This is a genomic window from Allobosea sp., from assembly GCF_035944895.1.
GTDB lineage: Bacteria > Pseudomonadota > Alphaproteobacteria > Rhizobiales > Beijerinckiaceae > Allobosea.
The window spans coordinates 623314-646713 of sequence record NZ_DASZAT010000005.1; the positions used below are offsets into that span (position 1 = coordinate 623314).

Sequence of the window (23400 nt, forward strand, 5' to 3'; positions counted from 1 at the left end):
ACATCTGCCGAAGCGAGAGGAGACCAGCAATGGCTGCCGACTTCGACCATGTGCTGACACACGCCGAGCAGCGGCGTCTCGACGCCGCCTTGCAGACGCTCTCGGGGAGGGCGACCCGAAACGAGCCGGCGACGCCGGCCCCGACCGAATACGAGGAGCATGTCTGGCTCGCCCAGCAGCAGGCTCCCGAAGCGGTGCTCAAGCATGTCGTGGCCTGCCGGCTGACCGGCGCGCCCGATCTGGCGCGCCTCGTCGGAGCGATCCGTGATGTCGGGCGCGCCTGGCCCGGCCTGAACGCCCGCTTCCGCTTCAGCGAGGACGGCGAGCTGCACAAGCGCTTCGCCGGAGAACAAGGCCGTATCGTCAGCCTGATCCGGGTCGAGACGCCGGAGCAGGCTGTCGCTGCGATCCTCGATCGGCAGGCAGCGAGTTGGGACAGCGATGGCGAGCCGCCTTTCGAGGCGCTCGTGATCAGCTGCCCGCAGGAGACGCTTCTCGCGCTGGTCCTGCACCGCGTCCTCGACGCCGCATACCCGGCTGCCGAGCTTCTGCGGGCGCTGGGCAACGCTTATGCCGATGAGCCGATACCGCCCGCGCCCTTCGCAGCATGTGCTCCCGGCACGCCGCTGCTTGCGGCGGGCGACGCCTCGGCGATGCTGCCGGGCTGGATGCGTCGCGGAATCGTAGCTTCGGAGATCGTCGATTTCGGCAATCTCCGTGCCGCACGATCCGAGCAGGCATTGGCCGGTCGATATGGCACCACGATCGGGCTGCAGGCCCTGAACGGTCTCGCGCCGGACGCATCGGATCAGGCGATTCTCGCTTATCTCGCCGCGCTGTTCGCCCACTATCTCTCCGCTTTGTCCGGCAAGCGCGAGATCGACCTCGTGATTCCGAGCGGGCAGGCCGCCCAGATCGGCGATCCCCCGTCATCCGTTACAGGTGGAGACGCTCTCCTCTTGACGGTGGACGGACAGGCTGCGGCGGAAGCGATCGCCTCCGCTATCCGGGGCGGGCTCGGCCGGGCGGCGGGTGTTCCGGTGTCGGCGACGCGACGCATCGGCAGGGGCGAGCGGCCGATCCTGTTCGTCAGCCGGCTCGGCGACCCCGCGGGCAGCTTGCAGATGCCGGGCGTATCAATCGAGCGGCTGCCGCTGCCGACCCTGGAGACCCGCCCCGATCTGGCGTTCTCGGTCGGACGCAGCAAGCAGGGCGGCGTCGCGATCGAACTTGTCGCGGGGCAGGGGCTTTCGCGGGAGATCGGTCCCGTCCTGCTGGAGCGCTTCCTGGCCTGGTTGAAGGAAGGGGAGGTCGCCTTGCCGGGCGTCTCTCCGGCCATGGCAGCCGACAAGCTGCAAGGGGGCAGCGCGATCGCAGCCGAGGAGCCAGCCGCCGATGCGGTGACCGCCCTCATCCTCGCCGAGTTCCGCGCCGCCCTCAACGCGCCGGAGCTGGGGCCGGACGATGATTTCTTCGATCATGGCGGCCACTCGCTGATCGCGACGCGCATCATCGGCCGCCTGCTCAGCCAGCACGGTATCGAGCTGCACTTCAACGACCTGTTCAGCTATCCGACCGCCGCGGCGCTCGCGCTCAAGGCACGACGCACTGGCGAGACGAGCCCGGAGCCGTCGCGAGCCGCGCAGATCGAGGAGGCGCCGAGTGCGCCGCTGTCGCTGGCGCAGGCCTCGCTGTGGAAGGCCTATGCCGCCTTCGGCTTCAATGAGATCTTCAACCTGCCCTTCGCGCTGGACTTCCTCGAGCCGGTCGACGAAGCGCTCTACGGGCGCGCCTTCACCGATATCCTCGAACGTCACCCCGGCCTGCGCAGCCTGTTCCGGCGCGAGGGTGACGAAGTGATCCAGCAGGTCGTGCCGGCGGCCGAGCTGTCGCAATACAAATGGTTCTGGACGAGCGCCGAAAGCGTGGGCGTCGCTCGTCATGACGAGGCGCTGCATCATTTCGACCTGGCGAAGGAATTGCCCTTCCGCCTGCGTTTCCTGATCGACCCCGCAACGGGCCGGCAGGTACTGTCCTTCCTGTTCCATCACGTCGTGCTCGACGAATGGTCGGTCAACCTGATGATGGACGAGATCGCCTATTGCTACCGCGTGCGCGCGGCCGGCGGCATGCCGGTCTGGTCTGATGCGCCGGCACCTTTCCACGAATTCGCCCGACTCCAGGCCGCCGCCGGCGTCGACCAGGCGCATCTCGGCTACTGGACGAACATGCTGCGCGGGGCGCCGCAGCCGCAGCCGATCCTTCGGCGCCAGGACCGCGCGGAACCGGTCAGCGAGGAGGCGTCGGCCGCTGGCGGCTGGGTCGAATTCAAGCTCGACCGGGATGCAACGGAAGGCCTCTATGCCCTCGCCCGACAGAGCAGCGCCTCGCTGTTCAACGTGGTCTATGCCGGCATCGCCGCGTCGTTGCGCCAGCTCGGCTCTCTGCCGGAGCTGGTGGTCGGCACCTCGGCCTCAGGCCGTAGCGAGGCCGCCTTCTTCGACACGGTCGGCTACTTCACCACCGTCGTCGCCCATCGCATCCGCTTCGACGAGACGATGAGCCTTGGCGGGCTGGTCGGTCTGGTCAGGAATGTGGTCAACGAGTCGATGCCGGCGAGCGAGATCCCGATCGACCTGGTCGAGGAGGCGCTCGGCATGACACCCGGCCGCGACCATCTCTTCGAGGTCTTCATCCAGATCCACGCCAAGAACAAGCTGAACGGCGAGCTGGTGCAGCCGGACGGCCGCAGCATCGCCTTCCGGCAGGTCGATCCCGAGCGGCACGAATCCATGCTCGGCCTGCATTTCGAGGTGATGGAAGAGGCGGACCTTGCTGGCGAGCGCTCGATCCGCGTGCTGATGAGCTATCGCTCCGAGCATTACGGGCCGCAGGAGGTCGAGAAGATCACGGCGACGACCAGCGCTGTCTTCACGCTGATGGGCCGGGCTGGCGGGGCGCAGGTGACGCTGGCCGAGCTGGGCGCGCATCTGCCGGAGGGGTGAGCCACCTCGGCTTTATCAGGTTGATTCAAGCGGCTGATGAAGGGCGCTGGGAACCCTTCTCCCGTGTGGGAGAAGGGCAGGGATGAGGGCCTGCCCTATCCCCTGAAGGCGCTGCGCTGCCGGCTCACACCAGGCTGAGCGCATCCTCTTGCTGCTCCACCAGAAGCTCTGCGACCGGAAGAGCCAGTGCCTCGGGTGCGAGCGAGCGCGCGAGAAAGGCCGGCAACGCCTCGCCATGCCGCTCGAACGGCTCCCGGGCGAACATGGCCGGGTCGGCCGACATCGCAAATGACAGCTCGCTGCCATCGTCCTCGCCGCGGAAGGTGAGGTCGATGCCCTCGCCCTGGCCGCTGCCCATGATCTCGCGCGTCACCTTGCAGCCATGGAAGCTTGGCGCGCTGAACGGCAGCACATTGATCAATGGCGAGAAGAAATAGCGGCTGCCTGCGGGCATGCCGTTATCCATGGCGATCTGTTCGATCCGGTAGCGGCCATGGCGACGCTGGCCCCTCAGCGTGGCGGCGTTCTCGCGCAGGACGTCTTCGAGGCTCTCCTCCGGTCCGAAGGAAAGATGGAAGGGCAGGATGTTGACGACCATGGCGGGCGTGTGGGCGGCAAGGCTGCCCCAGCGGCTCATGAAGGGCAGCCAGAAGGGCAGGATCTCGCGCCCGTCGATCCGTTGCCGTGGCAGGCTGCGCGACAGATAGAGCCCGGAGAGCAGCACCAGCAGGTCGGGCCAGCCGATGCCGGTTTCCTGCGAGAGCCGGAGCAGGCCGGCGCTCACATTCGCCGGCAGGGTGCCATAGACCTCGTGCGGCGCTTCGCCGGCCTGCTTGTCGCCGCGATGCAGCACCGGCAGCGGAGCGTGCGCGGCGAACGCGTCCCGCCAATAGGCGCGGTCGCTCTCATGCCGGCGGCTGGCGCGATAGGCCTCCTCCTCCGCGATGAAGCTGGCGAAGGGGTGGAAGGCTGGGCCGGTCTCACACCCAGTAAGGCGCTGCGAATATAGCTGGCCGCAGCGCTGCTCGATCAGCGTGAAGCCATAGCCGTCGAGGACGATGTGGTGGGCGCGGATGTACCAGAGATAGCGCCGCTCGCCGACGCGCAGGAGCCAGCTCGCCGCAAGGCCGTCGCCGCGCAGATCGAGCGGCGCCGCGACATCCGCTTCCATGCGGAGCTGCGCATCCTGCGCGGGGTCGGCGGCGCTTCTGAGGTCGATCTGCTGGAGGACAGGCCGCAGTTGCGGATCACAGCTTTGAAGCGGCGTCTCGCGGCTCTCTTCGACATGGAAGCGCACGCAGAGCGCGTCGGATTCGGTAATGGTCTGGATGATGGCCGCGACTAACGCTTGCTCGTCGGTCACGCCGTCGATGTCGAGGCAATGCGCCACGGTCGCGATCGGCTCGTCGGGATGGAAGGTGAATTCCTCCCAGAAATCGAGCTGCGGCAAAGTGAGCGGCATCAAAGCGCGGCTCGAATCGGCCTGCGACATGGGAATCTCCTGTTCGGCTATGCGGGAGGCGAGCTGCCTCACCGCTCCTGGTCGCGGAGCAGCAGCGCGACCTGCCCGGCATTGCGGCAGCGCAGCAGCTGATGCGGCGTCAGATCGGCCTTGAGCTCGTCGCGGATTCGGCTCGCCACGGATTTGAGGTGCGACGGCAGCAGGCCGAGGCGGACGAAGTCGGTGGTATCGTCGATCTCCGGCGAGGCCGGCTGGCCGAGCACGGCGAGGTAGAGGTCGAGGATTCCTCGGCTGCGCGCGTTGACCGGCGGTGCCGCCTTTGCCGCCGCCGGTTCGCGGCGCTCGGCGGCAGCAGCCAGCAGCTCACGAGCCCTGCGGCGATCAGGCTTGCCGTTCGCTGAAAGCGGCAATGCCTCGGCCTCGACGAAGCGGGTCGGAACATGCGAATCCGGCAATACGCGCCTTGCATGGGCGCGCAATTCGGCAGCACTCGGCTTGCCCGCTTGCACCGGCACGTAGACGACGCCGATCTCGGCCTCGCCGCGCTGCTCGCTGCCGGAATCGACCACCAGCAACTGGCGGATCTCGGGATGGGCGCCGAGCTCCGCCTCGATATCCGGCAATGAGACGCGCACGCCGCGAACCTTGACATAGCCGTCGACCCGGCTGGCGAAGAGGATGGTGCCGTCATGGCGATAGCGGCCACGATCGCCGGTGCGGAAGGCGCGCACCGGCTTGCCGGCTTCATCGGCGACGGTGACGAAATCGCTCTGGCCGAGCACGCCGTCCTGGAGATAGCCGAGCGCGACATTGACGCCGGCGGTGTGGATGCGCCCGACGACCTCCGGCGGGCAATGCTCACCGCGTTCGTTCAGGATGAAATAGCGGTTGCCCGGCAGCGGCCTGCCATAGGGAACCTGCCCGGTGTCCTCAGGCGCGATCTCGTGCCAGATGCTCCAGATCGTGGTTTCGGTCGGTCCGCCGAGCGAGACCAGCCGCAGCGTCGGATCGAGGCGGCGCAGTTCGGCGATCACCGCCGGCTTGATGTAATCGCCTCCCTGGGCGATCAGCCTGAGCGAGCGCAATTCGTCGCCTTGTCGACAGGACAGCAGCATCTCCAGGATCGCCGGCACCGAGCACCACAGGTTGACCTTGTGCTCGGCGACGAGCCGGTTCCAGGCGATCGCGTCCTTCTCCTCGCCCGGCGCTGGCTGGACCAGGGTCGCGCCGGCCGTCAGGCAGCCGAACACGTCGAAGATCGACATGTCGTGATGCAGCGGCGTCACCGAGATGAAGACGTCGCTTTCCGTCGCTCGCCAGTTCTCCAGCGTGCGGCCGATGACGTTCGAGGTCGCCCGGTTCGAGAGCACGACGCATTTCGGCCGGCCGGTGGTGCCGGAAGTGTAGAGGTAATAGGCGGGCTCATCGCTGGCCGAGCGCGCGTCGAGTGCCGGCAGGAGAGCCAGCGGATCGGCCGGTGCCTCGCCTGCAAGCAGGGCATCGGGCGTCACCGCCTCATGCCCTGTGATTGGGGCCGTCGATACCACCAGAGCGGGCCGGCAATTGGCGAGGAGATAGTCCAGCCGTTCCGGCGGCGAGGCCGCGTCGATCGGCACCCAGATCGCGCCGGAAAGCGCGCAGGCGAGCGTGATCGCGCTGTGCTCGGGCCCGCGCGGCAGGCAGATTGCAACGACATCGCCCTTGCCGACGCTGCGCTCGCGAAGCGCCGCGAGCGCTTTGCCGACATTGGCGCCGAGTTCGCCATAGGAGATCCGGCGGTCGCCCGAGATCAGGGCCACCTTGTCCTTGTCCCCCGCGAAGAGATTGTCGGCGATGCGCTGCAGGAAGCGGCTGCAGGCGAAGTCTTCCTCCGAGCTGTTGAACAGATAGTGGCCGAGGTCGAGCATCTCGCCCCGCACGATCTCGAAGGCGCCGCGATCGCAGATCGAGGCGACCTGCCGGTCGAGCGCGGCGAGGATGTCGCGCACGATCCGGGGGGCGATCGCCTCGCGGGCATAGTCGATCTCGACGATGAGATTGCCCTCCTCATCGTCGCGGAAGCGGATATCGACAGCGACCTGCGGCGTCTGGGTCAGGCCGGCATGGCGACGGATGTCGGCATCCATCGCCAGCTTCGGCCAGCCGAGGCCATTGGTGACGACGACAGGCAGGGCCGGGCCGCCCGGATGGGCATTCATCAGGAGCCGGCTGATCTGGACGCCGGATTGCGAGAGGTGTTCCAGCCCCTCCAGCACATCGCCTTGCAGGGCCTGCGCGCGCTCGTGGAAGCTGCCCTGCCGCGCATCCCAGTTGACGGCGATGAAGCTCGACCGGTTCGCGAACTCGGCCGAGGCGGCGGGGGCGACGGGGATCCCGACGCAGAGCGCACCTTCGTTCAGCCAATGCGACAGGGTCTCGAGAATGACCGCTGTCACCGCCGTGTTCTTGAACAGGCGCTCCCTGGCGGCGAGGCGGCAGAGCGCGGTGAAACGCTCGCGGGTGATCGTCAGGCTCTCGCGCTCGTAGCGCGAGGCGGGAATCGCCTCCAGTGGCTTCGTCCATGGCAGTTGCGGCGGACCTTCGACGGGCTGAAGCTTCCGGGCCCAGTAGGCGGCGTCCTCGCGCCGCTTCGCCTCGTCGGCCGGCGGCGACAGGGCAGCAGCCTCTAGGCTCGGTGTTTCCCCGCCCAGCAGCTCGACCAGCAGCGAAGCAATGGCGCGGCCATCGAGGATCAGGGCATCGAAGCGGGCAAAGAGGATGTAAGTCGCTTGATCGGAGTCATCCGCTTCCGGCTCCGGCAACCGGAACACCGTCACGTTCCAGGGCGAGCGCGTGAGGTCGAACAGGCGATGGGCATAGTCCTCGCGCTGCCCGTCGATCCAGGCAAACGCTTCTGCCTGAGACAGACCGCGCAGATCGATCTCGTCATAGTTGACGGCCGGCTCGGGCGAGACCCATGAAACCCGGCGCAGTGCATCGATATGCGTCCGCAGGGCTGGATGCCGCGCGACCATGGCAAGGAGGCGCTGCGGCAGCGCCTCGATCTCGATCGCGCCGCGATATTCGCGGAATTCCTGCATGGCGACGCCGCCCAGCGGCAAATGCCGCTCGCGGCCGAGCAGATAGGCCTGCTGCAGGTCGGTCAGCGGCGCTTCGTCCCGGCCGATGGCTCCGCCCTGCGCGGTGTCGGAAAATTCATCCCGCATCGATCGTCTCCAGGAAGATGCGCGCGATCTCGTCGGAGGCGCCGCCGGAGCGGCGCGGACGAGATTGGCGAGGCTGCGAGGCGTCGCGGCCTCGCCGAAATCCGCATGCGACGGCATGCCGGTGGGGCAGTAGCGGTCGAGGAAGCGGGTGATCTCGGCCTGGGCGGCCTCGGCGATCACGCTGCTGCCGTTCACTGCTTCGCCCGGCGACAGGCGTCCGAGCAGGCTGACCAGCATGTCTTCGGTCGGGCTGGCGGGCTCGCGGCCCGGACGAGCATTCGCCGCGGTCGGTGCGCCGTCGAGCGCCTCCGGCTGTGCCGCAACCTTGCGCAGCAGCGCGACATAGGCCTCGAAGGTTTCGCGGGCCCAGACCTCCGGCAACGCGTCGAGGCGGACATCCCAGTTGATCAGGATGCCGCCGTCGCAGGCCGCGACCTGGGCATCGATTGCCACCTGCGGCCCTTGCGAAATCACCCAGTTCATCGGGCCGAAGACGCGAGTGACGGCCTCGCTGAAGAGCTCGCCGCCGGAGAGCCCGAGGCCGGCGGTGAAGACCACCGGTGCGGTCTGTACCGTGCCGTGCAGTCGCGACAGGTCGCGCATCACGCTGACGCCGGGATAGCCGTCATGGGCGATCAGCTCGACCATCTGGCGGCCAATGTCGCGGCACAGCTCGGCCAGCGTCGTCGCCGCAGCGAGGTCGGCGTCGAGGATCAGGACGTTCGAGAACTCGCCAACGATCCGCTCGACATCGGGAACGAGCGGCGCACGCCAGAAGCTCGGCACGTTCAGGCGAAAGCGGGCCTGTCCCGTCGCGCGGCCGAGTACGGTTGCGAAGAGGCCGAGTGCGAATACGGACGGTGTCACCCGCAGATCGCGGGCACGTCTTTCCAGTGCGCGGCGCTCATCGGGCGAAAGCCGGGCCGCCAGGCGCTCGCTTGCCGGCTCTGCTGGAGCAAGAGGTGCTGCGGGCAGAGCGGGCGCCGGGGGGACGTCAGCGAGACGGGCGCGCCACCAAATCCTGTCGCGCTCGCGCCGTTTCGCGCCTTCGGCTCCGGCGGCTGCCAGAGCCAGCCAGTCGAAGAAGCCATGAGAGGCGGGCGCCTGCGACTGATCCGGATGCTCGTAGAGCCGGGCGAGGTCTTCGATGACGACCCGGAAGCTGTTCGGGTCGATCGCGATCATGTCGGTGTCGACATGCAGCCGGCAGGCGCCATCGGGCAGGAGGGTGAGGCCGAACGCAGCCGCCTCGCCGTGGCCAAGATCGAGCCGGCGATGGCTCCAGCTCCGACGCTTGGCGAGGAGGAGGGCTTCCCGCGCATCTGCCGAAAGCTCCCGCATGTCCTCGACATCGAGCGGCAATGGATTGGCTGCCGGATCGAGATGCTGGCAGCCTTCAGCATCGATCCGCAGCCGCAGCATCGGATGCAGCCGGCAAAGCCTGCAAACGGCGTCGCGCAGCCGCTCGGGCTCGACGCCGGAGCCGTCGAACTCGCCATAAAGATGTGCCGCTACCCTGCCGAGAGCGTCAGAAGACTGGCGGCCGACCCAATAAGCGGCCTGCATAGGGGTTAATTGTTCTATGTTCATGGCATTTGTTTTGAAGATTTATAATCAGTTTTCTTAAGTTGATTTCGATTGACATTGCTTCTTACGAAAGCAAGAAGCTGTCAATGCTTGCGATCAGCATCGTGAATGAAGCCTCTTTAGAAGTAGGATAACTTCAATGCTGGAAAATTTAGCCTTGAAACAGAACTTTAATTTCAAATTTGGTGCTTTATTCGCATCAAATGGCCGAGAGTTGTTGTCGTCTGGAATCCATGAATGGATCTCCGTGCCGGCCCGTGGCCGGCAGGATCGCGGACAGGGTTTGCACGCGGCGGTTGAGGCTGCTTTCGAGCGGGCCAGGCGGGCAGGGCAGGCCAATCCGATCCTGATCGGCGCCATCCCCTTCGATGTGCGCGAGCCTTCTTGTCTCTATGTCCCGGCCGCCTATGAATGGCGCGAGCAGGCGGCCCCGGCCGAGGCCGCAAGCGAGCCTTCGGGCGTTCCCGATCTGCTCGACCAGCGCAGCCTTCCCGACGAGGACGGCTTCAAGAAGGCGGTCGAGCACGCCATCGTCAATTTCCGGCACAGCGATGTCCGCAAAGCGGTGCTGTCGGTGGTTCGCGAGTTGCGCTTCGCCGGGAGCATGGATGTCGGCCGGCTGCTGGCTAGCCTGCGCGCCCAGAACAGCCAGGGCTATCTGTTCAGGGTTCCCTTGCCTGACGAGGGCGAACTGGTCGGAGTCAGCCCCGAATTGTTGATCCGCAAGGAAGGCGGTCGGATCGTCTCGAACCCGCTGGCGGGCTCGGCCAAGCGGCAGCGCGATCCGCTGGCTGATCGCGTTGCGGCCGAGCAACTGGAGCGCTCGCAGAAGGACCAGTACGAGCACCGGCTGGTGATCGAGAACATCCGCTCGATCCTGGCGCCGCTCTGCGCGGAACTCGACGTTCCCGATGCTCCTTCGCTGATGAGCACGGCAGCGATGTGGCATCTCTCGACGCGGATCGAGGGCGTCCTGAACGACCCGGCGATGACCGCGCTCCAGCTCGCCTGCATCATCCATCCGACGCCGGCGGTCTGCGGCTTCCCGACCGAGAGCGCCCATAAGCTGATCCGCTATGTCGAGCCCTTCGAGCGCGGGCTGTTCACCGGCCTGGTCGGCTGGTGCGATGGGCAGGGCAATGGCGAATGGGCGATCACCATCCGCTGCGGCATCGCCCGGCGCGACACGCTGCAGCTCTTCGCCGGCGCGGGGATCGTCGAGGCCTCCAATCCAGCCTCCGAATGGGAGGAGGTGCAGGCCAAGCTCGGCACCATGCTCAGCGCCTGCGGCCTCGCCGCCTGACATCCGAGGACCATGGCATGACCATCGACTTCCAGCGCTGGCCCGCGGAATTCGCCGCGCGCTATCGTTCGCGCGGCTACTGGCTCGACCAGCCCCTGACCCGCGGTCTCGACACACAGCGGCAGGAGCGTCCCGACGCGATCGCGATCATCTGCGGCGACAGGCAGATCAGCTATGCCGAACTCGACCGGCGGGCCTCGAGCCTGGCCTTCCGATTGAGCGAAGCCGGGCTCGGGCAAGGCGATACCGCGCTGGTGCAACTGCCGAACTGCGCTGAGTTCTACATCGTCTTCTTCGCGCTGCTGAAGATCGGCGTCGCCCCGATCAATGCGCTCTTCAGCCACCGCAAGCTGGAGATGACCTCCTATGCCCAGCAGATCGAGCCAAAGCTGGTGATCGGCGCGCGCTCACATGAGCTCTTTGCCGACGACAACTTCACCGCCGAGCTCAGGGAGCTCTCGCCGCGCCTGTCGCTGGTGCTGCTGCTCGGCGGCAATCGCGCCTATAACGATCTCGAGCGCTGGCTGGCGTCCGAGACCAGCGCTGCCCCGGCCGGCTCGCCATCGCCTGCCGACGAGGTCGCCTTCTTCCAGCTCTCGGGCGGCAGCACCGGCACGCCGAAGCTGATCCCGCGCACCCATAACGACTACGACTACAGCGTCCGGGCGAGTGCCGAGATCTGCGGGCTCTCGCCGCAGACGCGCTTCCTTTGCGCGCTGCCGGCCGGGCACAATTTCCTGCTGTCCTCGCCCGGCGCGCTCGGCGTCTTCCATGCCGGCGGCTGCGTCGTGCTGGCGGCGAGTCCCGAGCCGCTCGCCTGCTTTGCTCTGATCGAGAAGCACCAGGTCGACATGGTCGCGCTGGTGCCGACGGCGGTGGCGCTCTGGCTGGAGGCTGCAGGGAGAGAGAAGCCTCGGCTCGACTCGCTTAGGCTGATGCAGGTCGGCGGTGCCAGCTTCGCCGAGGCGCTGGCGCGGCAGGTGCCCGGGGTGTTCGGCTGCGCGCTGCAACAGGTCTTCGGCATGGCCGAGGGGCTGGTGAACTACACCCGCTTCGACGATGACGACGAACTTGTCTTCACCACGCAGGGGCGGCCGATCAGCCCCGATGACGAGGTCAGGATCGTCGACGAGGACGGCGACCCCGTCCCGGAGGGCGCCAGCGGCGAGCTGGCGACGCGCGGCCCCTACACCTTCCGCGGCTATTATCGCGCGCCCGAGCACAGCGCGAAGGTCTTCGACGCGGAGGGATTCTACTACTCCGGCGATGTCGTCCAGCGCGTCCGCGGCGGCTATCTGCGCGTGGTCGGCCGGGTCAAGGACCAGATCAATCGCGGTGGCGAGAAGGTCGCGGCCGAGGAGATCGAGAACCTCTTGCTGCGCCATCCCGAGGTGACGCATGCGGCGCTCGTCGCCATGCAGGATGTGCTGCTAGGCGAGAAGAGCTGCGCCTTCATCGTCGCCCGCGATGCGGCCCTGCGCGGGCCGGCGCTGCGGCGCCACCTGCTAGAGCTCGGCGTCGCCGAATACAAGCTGCCGGATCGCGTCCGCTTCATCGAGACGATGCCGCTCACCCCTGTCGGCAAGATCGACAAGAAGCGCCTGCGCGCCGAGCTCGTCTGATCCATTCCTCCCGTACCGAGAGATTCCATGGCCATTCCGCAGATCACCGACTACCCGATGCCGGCGGCGAGCTCGTTCCCGGCCAACCGCACGCAATGGCGGCCAGACCCCAAGCGCGCCGTCCTGCTGATCCATGACATGCAGCGCTATTTCCTGCGCTTCTACGATGCGAAGGGCGCGCTGCTGCCGCAGCTGATCGGCAATCTCGTGCGCCTGCGCGACTGGGCCCGGGCCAATGGCGTGCCGGTCGTCTATACCGCGCAGCCGCATGAGCAGCCGCCGGGCGACCGTGCCTTGCTCAATGACATGTGGGGGCCAGGTCTCACCGTCGCCGCGCCCGATCTCCAGGAGGTCGTCGCCCAGCTGGCGCCGGGGCGGGAGGACATCGTCCTGACCAAATGGCGCTATAGCGCCTTCAAGCGCTCGGACCTGCTGGAGCGCATGCGCACGCTTGGCCGCGACCAGCTCGTGATCGGCGGCGTCTATGCTCATATCGGCTGCATGGTGACGGCGGTCGACGCCTTCATGAGCGATATCCAGCCCTTCCTGGTCGGCGATGCCGTCGCCGATTTCTCCGAGGCCGAGCATCTAATGGCGCTGCGCTATGTCGCGACGCGCTGCGGTGCGCTGGTCTCGACCGATAGCCTGGCGGGCGTGACGGAGCGCCCGCAGGCGACGCGTGAATGGCTGCAGGCGCGCGTGCTCGAACTGGTCGAGGACGAGACGGAGCTCGATCCCGAGGAGAACCTGATCTTCTACGGGCTCGATTCCGTGCAGGTTATGGTGCTCGCCAGCGAATTGAAAGAGCGCGGCGTCATTGTCGGCTTCGATGATCTCGCCCGTGTGCCGACGCTGAACGGCTGGTGGTCGCTGATCGAGCAGCGTCGCCTGGCGGCTTGAGCCGGAGCGCCGATGGAGAGCGGACCGGAGCTGCTCCATCCCTGGCAGGGCGAGCCCATCGACTATCGCTGCGTCGCGCTGCGGTTCTCGCGGGAGCCGGGGTCGCCAGGCCTTGGCATCGCCCTGCCGGATCGGATCGCGCGCGCTGCACCCCGGCGCCGCGCGGAATGGCTGGCGGGCCGGCGCTGCGCCAGCGAGGCCCTGCGATTGCTGACCGGGCAGGGCGCCTGTCCCGGCATGGCGCCGGACCGCTCGCCGCTCTGGCCCGACGGCACCCTCGGCTCGATCTCGCATAGCGGCGACATGGCCGTCGCGATCGCCGCGCGTGCCGGTACCTGCCTTGCCATGGGCATTGACATCGAGCGGGTCATGAGCGGGCAGGCGGCAAGCGAGATCGCGTCCGAGGCTTTGACGCCTTGGGAGCGCCACCGCTTCGAAGGCGATGCCTTCTCGGTGACGCTGGCCTTCTCGGCCAAGGAGAGCCTGTTCAAGGCGCTGTATCCGCTGCTGCGCCGCCCGATGTCCTTTCAGCTCTCCGAGCTGATCGCCCGGGATGACCAGGGCACGGCGCGTCTGCGCCTCGTCGAGGAGCTGTCGCCGGAGTTCCCGGCCGGCCGCGAGGTCGAAGCCCGCTTCGCACGCCTTGGCGACCTGCTGCTGACGCGCGTGCTGGTCCTGGCTTGATGGCGGCGTGCCACCCGCCTTAGCGCGGGTGGCAGAACTCGAGGATATGGAAGGGGGACGCGGTTGGCGTGACCGAGGCGGTTTCGAAGCCGCTCGCGGCCAGCAGCTGCGAGAACTCGCCGGCGCTGCGCTCCTGCCCGCCCATCAGCACCATCATCAGGAGGTCCTGCGAGGTCTCGTTCGGCCTGGCGCGGGCGGGGTCGACCATGATGTCGACCACGACGAAGCGCTCAGGCCCCTTGGTCGCGGCTTTCGCATTGGCGAGGATGCGGCCGGCTGCAGCGTCGTCAAAATCGTGCAGGATCCGGCTGAAGACATAGGCGTCGCCGCCGGTCGGGACCTCGTCGAAGAACGAACCGTGCTGCACCCGGGCGCGCCCCGCCTGCACCAGTTCGGCGAAGCGCGGATTGAGCGCCTCGGTCGCCCGCGGCAGCTCGAAGAGCACGCCCGTCGTGCCGGGATTGCGGCCGAGCAGTTCAGCCAGCAGCGAACCGTCGCCGCCGCCGACATCGATTATCGTCTCGCCGGCCGCGAACTGGATATGGCGCACTGCGACGCCGATCAGCGCCGTCGCGATCGCGCGCATCTGGATGTCGAAGCGCTCCTGCGCCGCCTCGTCCTGGCTGAGCCAGCTGAAGAACGGGCTGCCATGGGCGAGCTCGAAGGCAGGCGTGCCGCTTTTGATCTGTTCGCCGAGCCGCTCCCAGGCGCGCCCATGCAGCGGATCGAGCTCGAAGCGAACCCAGGGCACCAGCGAATGCGGATGGCCGGGAACGAGGGCACGCGTCGTCGGCAGGGCGACATAGCGGCCTGCCTCATCGCGGCCGATGATCTCTTCGTTGACGAGATGGCCGAGCAGCCTTGCCAGCAGCTCGGCCTTGCCGCCGATACGCCCGGCGAGCTCGCCGGCGGTCTGCGGCCCCTCCTGCAGCAAGGCGGGGATGCCGAGCTCGACCGCGGTGCGGATGCAATGGGAGGTGCGATAGGCGGCGATCTGCTGGAGCAGGCGCAGAGGCGGGCCGGGCGGCGGCGCAGCCGGGCGCGACAGGTCGTTCATGCGAACCTCCTTGCAGGACAGTGGGGCGGGCTGGGGCGCGGCGGGCGCAGTCGCTCGCCGCCGCGCCACCTTGTCAGGCGCACAAGTTCGCTGGTTCAGAACGTGCCCTTGATGCCGGCGCCGAACATGCGCGGCTCGGTCATGCTCGCCTCGGTGCCGCCGATGCCGCGGTTCTGCTGCATATAGGTCGGCTTGCGCTCGTCGAAGATGTTCTTGACGTAGCCATAGACCTGAAGGTTGTCGGTGATCTGATAGCTCGCGCGCATGTCGGCGATCGTATAGGGCTTGATCAGGTAGAGACGCGTATTGGCGACGTCGGAATAATAGCCGTCGGTGTGGCGGAGCTGGGCGGTGAGGTTGAGCTTGCTGGTGACGTCCCAGCTCACGCCGAAGCTCAGCATGTAGCCCGGCGCCTTGGCGAATTCGTTGCCCTTGTAGCCGGCATTGGCGGAGATCTTGTCGATCTCGGTGCGCAGCAGGCCGGCGCCGGCCTTCAGCGTCAGATTGTCGAGCAGGCGATAGTCGGCGTTGACCTCGAGCCCGTAGGCATGGGCCTTTTCGGCATTGATCGCATAGGACTGCACCACGCCCGTCGAGAGCACGACCGGGATGAAGTACTGGGCGTTCTGGAAGTCGGTGTAGAACAGGTTGCTGCTGACGTTCAGCCGGTTGTTCAGCAGGCTGGCGCGGGTGAACAGCTCATAGTTCCACGATGTCTCTTCCTGGAACGGCTGCCACCGGCCGGCGGTGAGGTTGAGCGAGACGCCGCCGGGATTGTAGCCGCGATTGACCAGCGCGCCGACGGTCCAGTCCGGCGTCACCGCATAGGCGATCGAGGCCTTCGGCAGCACGGCCTGGAAGGTCTTGTCGAAATCGACGCCCTGCCGCGCGAAGACGGTCCGCCCCTCGCGCTCGATCTGGTCCTGCTGGAAGCGCAGCGAGCCGGTGAAGGTCCAGCGATCGGTCAGGCGATAGCTGACCTCGCCGAAGATGCCGAGGTTGCGCTTGGTGTCGTCGAAGGTCGACTGGCCGGTGAGGTAGAGGATCTCGTCGGTCTTGGTGTGGGCATAGTAGACGCCGGCGACACCACTGATGACATCGCTCTGGTCGCCATAAGTCAGCCTGAGCTCGTTCGAGATGTTGGTCTGGTTGATATAGGCGTCGCCATTGCCGAGCAGGCCCGTCTTCCGGCTCACCGAGAGGTCGGTGTATTGCGTCTGGTTGAACAGCTTGAAGCGGTTGCCGAAATCATAGCTGAGATCGAGGATGCCGGTGTTGCTGTTCTGCTTGAAGCTCGGCATCGTCGTGGTGACGTGCTTCAGCCGGTCGAACGGGGCCGACGCCGCCTCCTGGCTCGGCCGGTTGCTCTCATTGCGCGAATAGGTGAGCTTCGCCTCGAAGCCGGGCAACTCGCTCGGGCGCCAGAGCAGCTTGGCCCGCAGGTTCAGGTTCCGGAAGTCCTGGTCGGCATAGCGTGTCTGGAAGTTCGGGCTGATGTAGTCGATGAAGGTGTCACGGCCGGAATAGTCGAGCGTGATGCGCCCGGCGAGCTGGTCCTTGATGATCGGTCCCGACAGCATCAGTGCCGCGCGCCGCGTCGCATAGCTGCCGAACTCGGTCAGGAAGGCCGCTTCGCGCGTGAAGGTCGGGTCCTTGGTGTTGACGATGATCGCGCCCGCGATGGCGTTGGCACCCTGCGATGTCGTCTGCGGCCCGCGGAAGACCTCGATGCTCTTGACGTCCCAGGGCGAGGTCGCGCCGAAATAGAACTCGTTGTAGCTGAGATAGTGGCCGTCGACATTGATCGTCGCGCGCGGCACGGTGCCGCCCCAGAACGAGTTCTGGCCGGTGAGCGGCCCCTGGGTGTCCTGGCCGCGGATGATCGGAGCACTGACCGTGTCGCTATAGGTCACGTTCGGCGTGCCGACGAGGATCTCGGATACGGTTGCGTTTCCGGTGTTCGCCCGGGCGATGTCCTTGTCGGTGATGACCGAGACCGACGAGGCCGTGTTCTTCAGATCGCGCTCGACCTTCTCGCCGGTGACCGTGATCGCATCGAGCTCGATCGTTCCGGCTGCCGGGGCCGGATTGCTCTGCGCGAAGGCCGGCGTCGCCGCTGCGACCGCGATGAGCGATGCGAAGCTCACGCTGCGCATCAGGACAAGCTTGGACGACATGATGTTCCCCACCACCCGATCAAATCTCGCTGGCTGGGGACTAGGCCGTGGCTCGCGAGGTCACATTGAATGATCCTACAGTGCGGGACGCATTCCGCATGTCAACACGAAGCGGGCACAGGATCGCCGCATTGCCGCCTCGCTGTGCTTTTCCGGTCGCAGTTTTCGGCCTGGCATGGCGTGGTGTTTGGAAGCGCTCGAATGAGGGCGGTGCTTGTCCCCGGCAGGCTCCCGGTGCCACAAAGCGCGGGCCGGCATCTGCCGCGCTTTCCTGCCGCGATTCGCATGACGACCAGCCTCAGCACCAAACGCTCGCCGACGATCCAGTCGGTCTCGATCGCCGCCCGCTTCCTCGACATCCTGGCCAAGGCGGACGGGCCTCTGGTGCTGGGCGAGATCGCCCGGCGCGCACGGACCGGCTCGTCCACCGCCCATCGCTATATGCAGAGCCTGGTGCGGGAGGGGCTGGCGGCGCAGGACGACGTCACCGGCCATTACGATCTCGGCCCGGTCGCGCTCAGCATCGGGGTCCGCGCGCTCAGGCGCATCGATGCCGTCGAGGTCGCGGCCCGGGCGATGAAGGCGCTGGCCTCCGATATCGCCGCCAGCTGCGGCGTGGCGATCTGGACAGAGCGCGGCCCGACCATCGTGCGCTGGTATCGCAACACCGATTTTGCGCTCAGTACGGTGACGCTGGGCGACGTCCTGCCTGTCGACAACACCGCCTGCGGTTTCGTCTTTCAGGCGCATCTGCCGAAGGAGGTGATCGCCGCCGCACGCAAGCTGCAGCCGGCATCCTTCCGCGGCAGCCGCCCGCCGGCCGAGATGCTCGACGCCGTCAGGCGCGACGGGGGAGCGGAGCTGAACGAGCATCTGTTCTCGCTCCTGACCGGCAAGGCGGCGCCGGTGTTCAATGCGCTCGGCGAGATCGCCTGCGTCGTCACCACCGTCTCCTTCGTGAAGACGGCTGAGGCCGAGGGCCATCGCGCCGCCTTGTTCGCGGCGGCGCAGGCGGCGACGCGGGACTCGGGTGGCGCCTGAGCTGCATCACAGCTCTTCGTCGATCCGCAGATGCTGGCGCAGCGTCGTGCCTTCATAGTTGCTGCGGAACAGGCCCCGCCGTGCCAGCGCCGGAACCAGCTCCTCCAGGAACAGGCGCAGCGATTCCATGGAGCCGCCGGGGATCGCGATGACGCCGTCGATCGCTCCGGCCTCGAACCAGGCGGTGATCTCGGCGAGGACGTCGTCGACGGTCCCGACGCAGACCCAATGGGCCGAGCCGATGACTTCCGGCCGCGCCAGCACCTCTGCCACCGTCGGCTCGTTCGTCTCGATGAAGCGGCGCAGCAGCTCGGCATGGGTGCGGCTGCGCACCGGCGTGTCGAGCGGCGGCAGCATCTCAGCTGTCACCCGCGCCTCGGGCGGCAGCTCGCCAAGGTCCAGCCCGAGGACGGACTTCACCATCTTGCGCCGTTGCTCCGGCTTGAGATGAGCATGCGCCCGCGCATGCAGCGCCCAGGCTTCCTCGCGCGTCTCGGCGAGGAAGAAATGCAGGCCCGGCAGCACCCGCACCGAATCCGCGCTGCGGCCATGCCCCTGCGCGCGCCGGCGCAGGTCGCTGCGCAGTTCGATGCCGGCTTCGCGATCGGGCATGGCGGCGAAGGTCGCGTCGGCGATCGAGGAGGCGAAGTCGCGCCCGATATCGGAGGCGCCGGCCTGGAACAGCGGCGGCGGGCCCGCTGCGTGGCCGGGCACGTTGAGCGGCCCTGTCACGTTGAAGAACTCGCCGCGATGGTCGATCGCGGCGCTCGGCGCCGTGCCTGTCAGCGCTTCATGCGGATAGCTCCGCCAGAGCTTGCGCATGACATCGGTGAACTCGGCAGCCTTGCGGTAGCGGACCTCCGGCGGCGGCATCGGCGCATCGCCGAAATTCTCCGCGCCCTCGATCGAGGTGACGATGTTGAGGCCGACGCGCCCTTTGCTGATCCAGTGCAGCGACTGGATCTGGCGTGCCACCACGAAGGGCGGGTTGAAGCTGGTCGAAACGGTGGTGACGAGGCCGATCCTGTCGGTCTGGCAAGCCAGCGCGGTCAGCAGCAGCGTCGGGTCGAGGCCGACGAAGCCGCTGCCGGCGGCGCCCGGATGCAGCAGGAGGTAGTCGGGCTTGAAGACGAAATCGAGCTTGGCCTGCTCGGCCATCCGCGTCAGTGCGAGATTGAACGCGACGGGATCGCGGGCCGGCCCGGCGTCCGGATCATCCGCTGCTCTGCCCTTCAGCCAGGTCGGCGTCAGGCTCAGTCCGATGTGAAGCTGCTTTGCCATGGTCAGTTCGACCGGTCGCTGGAGTGCGCTGCCCGCGCTTGCCCTTTGGGCACGATGAGCGGGGTTCCCGCGATCGGGTCGGGGATGACGATGCAGGGCAGGCCGAAGACTTCTTCGATCAGTGCGGCCGTGACGATGCCCGCCGGGCTGCCCTCGGCAACGATCGCACCCTCCTTCATCGCGACGAGATGCGAGGCGTAGCGGCAGGCCTGGTTGAGGTCGTGCAGGACCGCGACGACCGTCCGTCCCTGCGCGTTGAGCTCAGCGAGCAGGTCGAGCAGCTCGATCTGGTGGGCGATGTCGAGGAAGGTCGTCGGCTCGTCGAGCAGCAGGATCGGCGTCTCCTGCGCCAGCACCATCGCGATCCAGACCCGCTGGCGCTGGCCGCCGGAGAGCTCATCGACCGGGCGCGTCGAAAGCGTGTCGACGCGCGTCGCCCGCATCGCGGCAGCGACCGCCACTTCATCCGTCTTCGACCATTGCCGCAGGAAGGACTGATGCGGATAGCGGCCGCGAGCGACGAGATCGGCGACGGTGATGCCGTCAGGAGCGATCGCGCTCTGCGGCAGCAGGCCGAGGCGCCGCGCGACCTCCTTGGCCGGGCGCTCGCCGATCTGCCTGCCGTCAAGGATCACCTGGCCGGCGGCCGGTGTGAGCAAGCGCGACAGGGCGCGCAGCAGGGTCGACTTGCCGCAGGCGTTGGGGCCGACGATCACGGTGAAGGAGCCGTCGGCGATCGCGACCGAGAGGTTGGTCGAGATCGTACGCGCCTCGTAGCGGAGCGTGAGGGCATCCGCGTGGAGACGGGAGTCGGGCTGCGAAGTACTTTTCAATTCTTCCAATCTACAGTCGATGCCATCGAATTCGTTGCCTTCGACGGCATCCCTTTCGGCTCTAGTTGTGGTAAAGCAGTCACCGCGAGCGGTTTTACGCTCGATAACTGACTCTCCGATCTCAGTCCATATTGCATGGCGGAATGCGATCCGTCATGAGGGATAGTGTGCATGTGCGCTGACATGCGGAACAGTGGTCGGAGCTTGCTCCTGACCCGTAGGCCGATACAGCCCAGATACCGACGATGCCCCTGATCAAGCTCTTCATCGCCATCATCACCATCGCGGCTGGCCTCAGCGGGATTGGCCAGCCGGTCCAGAGTCAGGATACGGGCTGGCCCCGCACGATCAGGCACGCTGCCGGCGAACTGACGCTGGTGAGGAAGCCGCTGCGCATCGTCTCGACCACGCCGAGCGTCACCGGCATCCTGCTGGCGATCGAGGCGCCGTTGCTGGCGAGCACGGCGACGACGCCGAGCCCGCTCACCGACGACAAGGGCTTCTTCTCGCAATGGGCTGGGGATGCCGACAAGCGCGGCGTCAAGGTGCTCTATCCCAACTTGAAATTCGACATCGAGGCGGTGCTCGGCTGGAAGCCGGATCTGGTGATCGCCTCGACCACCGGCGCCGACAGCATCCTTCAGCACAGGGCCGAGCTGGAGGCGCTGGGCGTGCCGACCCTGGTGGTCGATTATTCGAGCCGGAGCTGGCAGGAGCTTGCGACCGATCTCGGCAAGGCGACCGGCCTGGAAAAGGAGGCTGCCGCCGCGATCGCCCGCTTCGACGCCGATCTCGCCGTCGCAGCGACCGTCATCGCAGCGAAGGGCACCAAGGCCAGCATCGTCGGCTACAACATCGCCGGCAGCTATTCGGTGGCGCGGACCGCCAGCCCGGTTTCCAAGCTCGTCTCGGCTCTGGGGTTCGAGGTGGTCAGCCTGCCGGCGGAGCTGAAGCCGAATTCGGCGCGGCCCTCGGATTTCGAGTTCTTCTCGCGCGAGAATCTTTCGGCCGCGATCGCTGCCGACACCGTCCTCCTCCTGCGCGCGACGCAGAAGGACGTCGAGGCCTTCCTGGCCGAGCCGGTGCTCGCCAATCACCCGGCGGTCGCCGGCAAGCGGGTCTATCCGCTCGGGCTGACCTCCTTCCGCATCGATCCCTATTCCGGACGCCAGGTCATCGAGCGCTTGCGCGAGAGCTTCGCCAAGCGATGAGATGGCATAGGCGCCGGTGGTGGCTCGCCATCGGCATCATCGCGCTCGCTCTGCTGGCGCTGGCGAGCCTTGCGGTTGGCTCGCGGCCGATTCAGCCCGCCACCGTTCTCGCCGCGCTGCGGGCTTATGATCCCGGCAACGATCTGCATCTGGTCGTCTGGCAGTTGCGGGTGCCGAGGCTGATCACGGCCGTTCTCGCCGGCGCGGCGCTTGGTCTCGCAGGGGCGATCATGCAGGCGGTCACCCGCAATGCCCTGGCCGAGCCCGGCCTGCTCGGCATCAATGCCGGCGCGGCGGTCGCTGTCGTGCTCGGGGTGACCCTGCTCGGTCTGACGCGGCCGATCCATTATGTCTGGCTCGCCGCGCTCGGAGCCGGCCTTGCCGGCGCTGTCGTGTTCCTGCTCGGGCGAGCGCATGAGACCGGGACCAATCCCGTCCGGCTCGTCCTCGCCGGCGCTGGCCTCTCGATCGTCCTCGGTGCGATCACCGGCATCATGGTGATCAACGCCTCGCCGATCGCCTTCGACAATTTTCGCCATTGGGCCGCCGGCTCGGTGGAGGGAGCGAGCTTCGAGGTGGTCGCCGTGCTGGCAGTCGGCGTCGCGGCGGGCTTCGGCGTCGCCTTGTCGATCGTCGGCGGTCTCAACGTCCTGGCGCTCGGGCAGGAGCTAGGCCAGGCGCTCGGCGCAGCGCCGCGCACGATCTGGCTGTCGGCCTGTCTGGCGGTGATGCTGCTGGCTGGCGCCGCCACCGCCGCGGCTGGCCCGATCGGCTTCGTCGGCCTGATCGCGCCGCATCTGGCGCACGCGCTCGTCGGCCCGGATCATCGCTGGATCCTGCCAGCCTCGGCGCTTTTCGCCGCGCTGCTCCTGCTCGGCGCCGATGTGATCGGGCGCGTGGTCGCGGCTCCCTCCGAGATCGCCGCCGGCATCGTCGCGGCGCTGCTTGGCGGCCCCTTCTTCATCATGGCCGTGCGCCGTTTCCGGGTGAGCCGGCCATGAGCGGGCTTGCAACGCTGAGGCTGGGGCCGTTTTCTCTGCGCTGGCGGCCGCGCACCGCGCTGGTCTGCGCTGTGCTTGCCGGAGCAGCCCTTGCCCTCGCCGTCGTCTTGCTCGGCACGGGCACGCTCGCCTTTGCGCCGGCCGAGGTCGTCGCCGCCTTGTTCTGCAGGGGCGAAAACCCGATGGCCGAGCGAGTCGTATGGGGCCTGCGCCTGCCGCGCGTCGTTACCGCGGCTTGCGTCGGGGCGGCGCTCGGCATGGCCGGGGCGATCTTCCAGTCGATCTCGCGCAACGCTCTTGGCTCGCCCGACATCATCGGTTTTACCACCGGAGCGGCGACCGGCGCGATCGTGCAGATCATCCTGTTCGGCGCCGATCCCTTCGCGGTCGCGCTGGCGGCGGTGCTCTCGGGCATGGCGACGGCTGCGCTCGTCTTCCTGCTGGCGCTGAAGGGGCGCGTCACTGGCGGTTACCGGCTCGTGCTGGTCGGCATCGGCGTCGGCGCGACCCTCTCCGGCGTCAATACGATCCTGCTGGTGGCGAGCGATCTCGACCGTTCGATCTCCGCCCAGATCTGGCTGGCCGGTTCGCTGACAGCGCGCAGCTGGTCCCATGCCGCCCCCGCCGCTCTCGGCCTGGTGCTGATCGTGCCGGTCGCGCTCCTCCATGCCCGGCGCCTTGCTCTGCTCGAAATGGGCGACGATGCTGCCAGCCAGCTCGGCGTCCCCGTCGAGCGCACGCGGCTCGCCATGGTGCTGACGGCCGTCGGCCTGACCGCGATGGCGACGGCAGCGGCCGGGCCGATTGCCTTCATCGCCTTGGCTGGCCCGCAGCTTGCCCGGCGCCTGTGCGGCTCGCCGGATGTGCCGCTCCTGCCTGGAGCTGCGATGGGCGCGGTTCTGCTGCTGGCGGCGGATCTGGTCAGCCAGCGCGTCCCGACCGGCCTCAACCTGCCGATCGGCCTGACGACCGGACTCCTGGGCGGGATCTATCTGCTCTGGCGGCTGGCCCGCGACGAGAGGGTCTGAGC

General features: G+C 67.5%; 15 protein-coding genes. 9 read left to right on the plus strand and 6 right to left on the minus strand.

Annotated features, from left to right (window positions below; genetic code table 11):
- Positions 1-29 precede the first annotated feature (29 nt).
- Positions 30-3005, plus strand: a complete 2976-nt coding sequence (locus tag VGV58_RS05330) for a condensation domain-containing protein (protein ID WP_326872932.1) — start codon at positions 30-32, stop codon at positions 3003-3005.
- A gap of 124 nt (positions 3006-3129) precedes the next feature.
- On the opposite strand, the gene VGV58_RS05335 is transcribed toward VGV58_RS05330, so the two are convergent.
- Both VGV58_RS05335 and VGV58_RS05340 read right to left on the minus strand, forming a co-directional pair.
- Positions 3130-4497, minus strand: a complete 1368-nt coding sequence (locus VGV58_RS05335; RefSeq protein ID WP_326872933.1) for a condensation domain-containing protein — start codon at positions 4495-4497, stop codon at positions 3130-3132.
- Between the two features lie 38 nt (positions 4498-4535).
- Positions 4536-9239, minus strand: a complete 4704-nt coding sequence (locus VGV58_RS05340; protein WP_326872934.1) for an amino acid adenylation domain-containing protein — start codon at positions 9237-9239, stop codon at positions 4536-4538.
- Between the two features lie 160 nt (positions 9240-9399).
- Between VGV58_RS05340 and VGV58_RS05345 the strand changes: the two genes are divergently transcribed.
- Genes VGV58_RS05345 through VGV58_RS05360 form a run of 4 tightly spaced genes read left to right on the plus strand, consistent with a single transcriptional unit; the run spans position 9400 to position 13769 of the window.
- Positions 9400-10563 carry an isochorismate synthase gene (locus VGV58_RS05345; RefSeq protein WP_326872935.1) on the plus strand — a complete coding sequence of 388 codons (1164 nt, stop codon included), beginning with the start codon at positions 9400-9402 and terminating at the stop codon, positions 10561-10563.
- Between the two features lie 17 nt (positions 10564-10580).
- Positions 10581-12185 (plus strand): (2,3-dihydroxybenzoyl)adenylate synthase, encoded by a 1605-nt coding sequence (locus VGV58_RS05350; protein ID WP_326872936.1) that lies wholly within the window; start codon positions 10581-10583, stop codon positions 12183-12185.
- A gap of 27 nt (positions 12186-12212) precedes the next feature.
- Positions 12213-13085, plus strand: a complete 873-nt coding sequence (locus VGV58_RS05355) for an isochorismatase (RefSeq protein WP_326872937.1) — start codon at positions 12213-12215, stop codon at positions 13083-13085.
- 12 nt (positions 13086-13097) lie between these two features.
- Complete coding sequence (locus tag VGV58_RS05360) at positions 13098-13769, plus strand: 4'-phosphopantetheinyl transferase family protein (RefSeq protein ID WP_326872938.1); 672 nt, start codon at positions 13098-13100, stop codon at positions 13767-13769.
- A gap of 19 nt (positions 13770-13788) precedes the next feature.
- Here the strand turns inward: VGV58_RS05360 and VGV58_RS05365 are convergent, their stop codons facing one another.
- Together VGV58_RS05365 and VGV58_RS05370 are read right to left on the minus strand one after the other, a co-directional pair.
- A complete protein-coding gene (locus tag VGV58_RS05365; protein ID WP_326872939.1) occupies positions 13789-14826 on the minus strand; it encodes a methyltransferase in 1038 nt (345 codons plus the stop codon).
- A gap of 95 nt (positions 14827-14921) precedes the next feature.
- On the minus strand, positions 14922-17003 hold the full coding sequence (locus tag VGV58_RS05370) for a TonB-dependent receptor (RefSeq protein ID WP_326872940.1): 2082 nt from the start codon (positions 17001-17003) through the stop codon (positions 14922-14924).
- Positions 17004-17288: 285 nt separating this feature from the next.
- Between VGV58_RS05370 and VGV58_RS05375 the strand changes: the two genes are divergently transcribed.
- On the plus strand, positions 17289-18044 hold the full coding sequence (locus tag VGV58_RS05375) for an IclR family transcriptional regulator (RefSeq protein WP_326872941.1): 756 nt from the start codon (positions 17289-17291) through the stop codon (positions 18042-18044).
- Positions 18045-18050: 6 nt separating this feature from the next.
- On the opposite strand, the gene VGV58_RS05380 is transcribed toward VGV58_RS05375, so the two are convergent.
- Complete coding sequence (locus tag VGV58_RS05380) at positions 18051-19331, minus strand: NtaA/DmoA family FMN-dependent monooxygenase (RefSeq protein WP_326873569.1); 1281 nt, start codon at positions 19329-19331, stop codon at positions 18051-18053.
- Entirely contained in the window at positions 19328-20167 is an 840-nt protein-coding gene (locus tag VGV58_RS05385) for an ABC transporter ATP-binding protein (protein WP_414643870.1), read from the minus strand. Before VGV58_RS05385 ends, VGV58_RS05380 begins: the two co-directional genes overlap by 4 nt.
- Positions 20168-20403: 236 nt before the next feature.
- On the opposite strand from VGV58_RS05385, the gene fepB reads away from it, so the two are divergent.
- From fepB to VGV58_RS05400, 3 genes are read left to right on the plus strand one after another with little or no spacing between them, the layout of a single operon-like run.
- Entirely contained in the window at positions 20404-21369 is a 966-nt protein-coding gene (gene fepB, locus VGV58_RS05390; RefSeq protein WP_326872943.1) for a Fe2+-enterobactin ABC transporter substrate-binding protein, read from the plus strand.
- Positions 21366-22370 (plus strand): FecCD family ABC transporter permease, encoded by a 1005-nt coding sequence (locus VGV58_RS05395; protein ID WP_326872944.1) that lies wholly within the window; start codon positions 21366-21368, stop codon positions 22368-22370. Before fepB ends, VGV58_RS05395 begins: the two co-directional genes overlap by 4 nt.
- The gene (locus VGV58_RS05400; RefSeq protein WP_326872945.1) at positions 22367-23398 is read left to right on the plus strand and encodes a FecCD family ABC transporter permease; all 1032 of its coding nucleotides are present in this window, start codon (positions 22367-22369) and stop codon (positions 23396-23398) included. The genes VGV58_RS05395 and VGV58_RS05400 overlap by 4 nt, the downstream gene beginning before the upstream one ends.
- The last annotated feature ends 2 nt before the right edge of the window (positions 23399-23400 follow it).